At 58.9% G+C, this 214-nt stretch carries 1 protein-coding gene; it reads right to left on the minus strand.

All coding sequences use genetic code 11. The features are described 5' to 3' along the window. Positions 1-212, minus strand: a 212-nt coding sequence (locus HC752_RS24635; RefSeq protein WP_342029506.1) for an Ig-like domain-containing protein, incomplete at its 3' end; no start/stop codon positions are given. Between the last annotated feature and the right edge of the window lie 2 nt (positions 213-214).

Here is a 214-nt window from a genome sequence, read left to right on the forward strand (position 1 = left end):
GCCTCATCCGTTGACGCCACGCTCACCGTGAACTCGGTGTCCGCTGCCAGGTCGCTGCCCGCCACATCCACTGTCCAGTTGCCATCAGCATCTACCGTGGTTTCGTAAGCCTTACCATTGATGGTCATGGTCACTTTATCGCCTTCTGCGATATCGCCACCTGTCGCCGTACCGCTCACCGCGATGGTCTCGCCGCTTTCGGCTTGGTTGATCA

The sequence above is a fragment of the Vibrio sp. S9_S30 genome (assembly GCF_014694455.1).
Lineage (GTDB): Bacteria > Pseudomonadota > Gammaproteobacteria > Enterobacterales > Vibrionaceae > Vibrio.